The 4,126-nt window shown below is 39.0% G+C and carries 6 protein-coding genes; 5 read left to right on the forward strand and 1 reads right to left on the reverse strand.

Annotated features, from left to right (window positions below):
- From RQ763_RS10140 to RQ763_RS10160, 5 genes are all read left to right on the forward strand, one after another.
- The coding region (locus RQ763_RS10140; protein WP_314152807.1) for an aconitase/3-isopropylmalate dehydratase large subunit family protein at positions 1–864 on the forward strand (864 nt) is incomplete at its 5' end.
- Positions 864–1,439, forward strand: coding sequence for a molybdenum cofactor guanylyltransferase MobA (gene mobA, locus RQ763_RS10145; RefSeq protein ID WP_314152809.1), 576 nt, complete (start codon positions 864–866; stop codon positions 1,437–1,439). The genes RQ763_RS10140 and mobA, both read left to right, overlap by 1 nt.
- A 59-nt stretch (positions 1,440–1,498) precedes the next feature.
- Positions 1,499–1,969, forward strand: a complete 471-nt coding sequence (gene moaC / locus RQ763_RS10150) for a cyclic pyranopterin monophosphate synthase MoaC (protein ID WP_314152811.1) — start codon at positions 1,499–1,501, stop codon at positions 1,967–1,969.
- The gene (locus RQ763_RS10155; protein ID WP_314152812.1) at positions 1,950–2,219 is read left to right on the forward strand and encodes a DUF493 domain-containing protein; all 270 of its coding nucleotides are present in this window, start codon (positions 1,950–1,952) and stop codon (positions 2,217–2,219) included. Before moaC ends, RQ763_RS10155 begins: the two co-directional genes overlap by 20 nt.
- An 11-nt stretch (positions 2,220–2,230) precedes the next feature.
- Complete coding sequence (locus tag RQ763_RS10160) at positions 2,231–3,202, forward strand: DUF6781 family protein (RefSeq protein ID WP_314152813.1); 972 nt, start codon at positions 2,231–2,233, stop codon at positions 3,200–3,202.
- Between the two features lie 8 nt (positions 3,203–3,210).
- On the opposite strand, the gene RQ763_RS10165 is transcribed toward RQ763_RS10160, so the two are convergent.
- Positions 3,211–4,068: a nitrate- and nitrite sensing domain-containing protein gene (locus RQ763_RS10165; protein ID WP_314152814.1), complete on the reverse strand. Its 858-nt coding sequence runs from the start codon at positions 4,066–4,068 to the stop codon at positions 3,211–3,213.
- Positions 4,069–4,126: the final 58 nt, after the last annotated feature.

Raw genomic sequence — 4,126 nt, forward strand, 5'->3', positions numbered from 1 at the left:
GCATTCTCTACCGGGATGGGTTCAACGGACTTGGCATTTGCCATGATTACGGGCGGGAACTGGTTTAAGGTTCCAGAGTCTATAAAAGTCGTCCTCAGCGGAAAGCCCGGCAGATATACAACCGGAAAAGATATTATCTTAGAGATTATCCGTCTAATTGGCGTTGATGGAGCATTATATAAAACTTTAGAGTTTACCGGGAGCACAATTGCGCACTTAAACATGGATGATAGATTTTCTATGTGCAACATGGCAATCGAAGCGGGAGCAAAAAGCGGAATCGTTGCTTATGATGAAGTAACAAAAGAGTTCTTAAGCGATAAAAATCTAGCACGCCAGCCTCGCATACACTACTCGGATGAGGACGCTTCTTATGTGCAGGTTTTAGAGATAGACGTTGCCAACCTTGACCCGGTTATAGCGTATCCATTTTTGCCTTCAAATGGGCATAGTGTTGTTCAGGCTGTAAAAGATAAAATCAAAATAGATCAATCATTCATCGGGAGCTGTACTAACGGCAGACTCGGTGACCTAAAAATCGCTGCAGAAATTTTAAAAGGCAAAAGAGTCCATCCTGATGTTCGTCTTATTGTGACTCCTGCGACACAGCGTATTTTTCAAGAGGCTTCAAGATTGGGATATATAGACATTATTATCAATGCAGGCGGAGTTGTAAGCAACCCTACATGCGGAGCTTGTCTGGGCGGATATATGGGGATTCTTGGCGACAATGAAGTGGCAATATCTACGACAAACCGTAACTTTGTAGGACGCATGGGTTCAAGAAGCTCTAAAGTCTATTTGGCAAACTCTGCAGTTGCGGCAATCTCTGCAATTGAGGGCTATATAACAGATCCTAGATAATGCTTGAAATACCCTGTGTCATATTTGCCGGCGGTAGATCCAGCCGAATGGGAGAGGATAAAGCTCTTCTCCCCTTTGGCGCCTTCAACACACTTACCCAGTTCCAACTCCATCGACTCAAAAAAATATTTAAAAAGGTATATATCTCATGCAAAGATAGTTCAAAATTCAACTTTGAAGCAGATTTTATTGAAGATATAAAAACAGATTCTCTATATGCGCCCACGGCTGGATTTATCTCTGCTTTTAGGCATTTAAAGTGTGAGAAGTTTTTTGCAATCAGCGTAGACTCTCCTTTTATCGCTAAGGATGAGATAGAAAAAGTAGTTGCGGCAGATAAAACAGACGCAGATGCCACGGTGGCAAAAACACCACATGGCATAGAGCCGATGTGCGGTGTATATCATCGCTCTATGGAGAAAAAATTCGCATCAATGCTAAAAGAAAATAATCACAAACTCGGTTTTTTGCTCAAAACCTCAAACACGATTTATGTAGAATTTAAAGAGGAAAAACCCTTTTTAAACCTCAACCACCCGCATGAATATCAAGAGGCGCTAAGGCTTATGGTTTAGGTCAAATAAATTACTTTTCTTCTGCTATAATATTAGAAATAAAATATAAAGAAACAGTAATGAATTTAACGCATTTGGACGAAAAAGACAGACCGAAGATGGTCGACGTATCGGATAAGAATCAAACAACTAGAGTGGCAGTTGCAAGCGGAATTATAGAGATGAGTCAAGAGGCTTATGGCGCTATAGTAAGCCAGAAAACAAAAAAAGGTCCTGTTCTTCAAACAGCAGTAATCGCCGCTATCATGGGAACAAAAAAGACAAGCGAGCTTATACCTATGTGTCATCCGCTTAATCTAAGCGGCATCAACTGCGATGTTGAAGAGTTGGCAGATCTCCCCGGATTTAAACTCACCGTCACGGCTAAACTCACGGGGCAGACGGGTGTTGAGATGGAAGCACTTACTGGAACAAGCATAGGGCTTTTGACCATCTATGACATGGTAAAAGCGATAGACAAAGGGATGATTATCCGCAATGTACAGTTAGAAAAAAAATCGGGAGGCAAAAGTGGAGATTATCAACGATAGAGAAGAGAAGCTAGAGCTTACTTATCCGTGCAGCTGGTGCTACAAGCTTATTGCCGGTGAAAAAGAGGCTCTCGAAGAGGCGATTAGAGCTGTTATAGAGGAGAGAGAACATAAACTCACGCACTCAAAAAGCTCTAAAGGCGGAAAATACATAAGCATGAACCTTGACATGCTTGTTCACAATGAAGATGACAGAAATTTTATCTATGAAGCCCTAAAAGCTCATCAACATATAAAAATGGTACTTTAAAGGAGTCTAAAATGAGTTTACGAGAACTAAAAAACATTGAACTACAAACACTAAACCTTCATGAGATGAGGGATGTAACAACAGATATTATAGACAAAAAAACAAAAAAACTAAGAGACGAACTTGAAGAACTTCTTGTGCAAAAAGAGCTTATTGAGAGGAGTTTAGAGAAAAAGTCCAGTGAGCTCCAAGAGGCGAAATATACTATTTTTAATGATATAGAATCTGCAATAGATAAAGATGATATACAGACGCTCTCTAAGCTTCATCAAATAAAACTTCAATCAATCGATCTCTTTGATATTCTTGGCGAAACAGTTGAGGGCGCAATTATCACTGCTTTAGAAAAATCAAAAGACTCCGAAGCAAAAGAGCTGATTCAAGAGGTCATAAAAGAGCTTACCTACCAAACCATTAAAGAGGGAACCCTAAATACCATAAGGGTGAGAAAAATTCTCTCCACAATACTACACTCAAGCATAGATATAGCCGAAGCTACGCCAAACACATCTGAGGATATCTTAGAGGCTACGTTAAGAGGCATGAGAGCAGGACTTCTCGAATCAATAGACAGATTTAAAAAGAGACTTGTTTACATGCCGCTTGAGGCAAAACATATACTAATAGAAGATTACGACACAATCATGGAGGATTTGAACCAGACAGATACCCTCTTTTTGCAGGTTGTTCAAACACAGGCAAATGAGAGTGACCCGACTATAAGAAAAATCCTCCTAGACATTAATAAAAAGATGCATTATGATCTCGAAGAGTTAATTCACATCTCAAAAGAGACGGCGCAAGTTATGAAGGAGAGATTTTCTGCACTGGCTAAAACAGCAGTTAAAAAAGCCGATACCGCACTTAAGTCCGAGACGGCAAAAGAGGCAAAAAGAATGGGAATTGAAGCATGGGGCGTTGCTAAAACAGCACTTGGAAGTGCCATTAAATCAGCAAAGAGCAAAATAGACTCTAAAAAGTAGCTTTTTTATTAAAGCCACCCGTTAGAGTCCTCCAAAATTTCTTTGCTTGTCAAATCATAAGCTTGAATAATGTGGGTAATAATTTCTGTTCCGTTTTCAAAATAGTTATCCGGATTAACAGCTATCTTTTCTAGATAGAACTCTTTTTTTGCAAACTCAACATATTTATTAGAGAGGGTATCTACTTTGGCAATACTCTCTTGTACACTCTGCACATACTCTTTTTTTGCTAAAAGCATCAACTTTTGCATGTTTTCTTGAAGTTCTTTATTGAGATTAATAACTTCACTCATGATAAGCATTAGATTCTCTTTTTGTTCAGTCGTAATCTTACCTTTAGCGGCAACTCCAGAACCAAAGCCTCTTAACTGTCCTACATATTCACTCAAAGGCAACATCTGCTCCATCATGACAATTGATGCCTCTTTTGCAAAAGGACTCATATTTTCAGAAGCTCTTTTACCAACCGTCTGTGCCAGCATCAAAATCTGCTCTATTCCTTGAGTATAGCTCTCAAAAGCTACTTCAGGTTTAAGCTTTCTTGCTTTTCTGTTGAGCGCAATCAATGAGTCACTTATGCCCGATGCTCTTTGATTTATGACTGAATCAGACGCCAACTTGGAAGACTCCATCGCTCCAATAGCTTTTTTCATATCATTTTTTGCATCTTGAACAAGCATTAATGCAATAAAATTTCCATTAAGATAGCTATTTGTCAGACCCCTTGTCTTTTGTGTTGCTACTACTAAATCTTTTAGCGAGTCGATATAACTACTTATATCCGCCTGCTCTGAGTTGCTGAAAATCGGTTTTGCCTGCAGACTAAAAACCAGTAATAAAACTGATAATACGGTACGAATTATCATAACTTTTCCTTCGTATAATATATTTATCAACCAAATAGTTAAAATATGGTTGTGTGTT

The sequence above is a fragment of the Sulfurimonas sp. genome, assembly GCF_032250635.1.
Classification (GTDB): Bacteria; Campylobacterota; Campylobacteria; order Campylobacterales; family Sulfurimonadaceae; genus Sulfurimonas.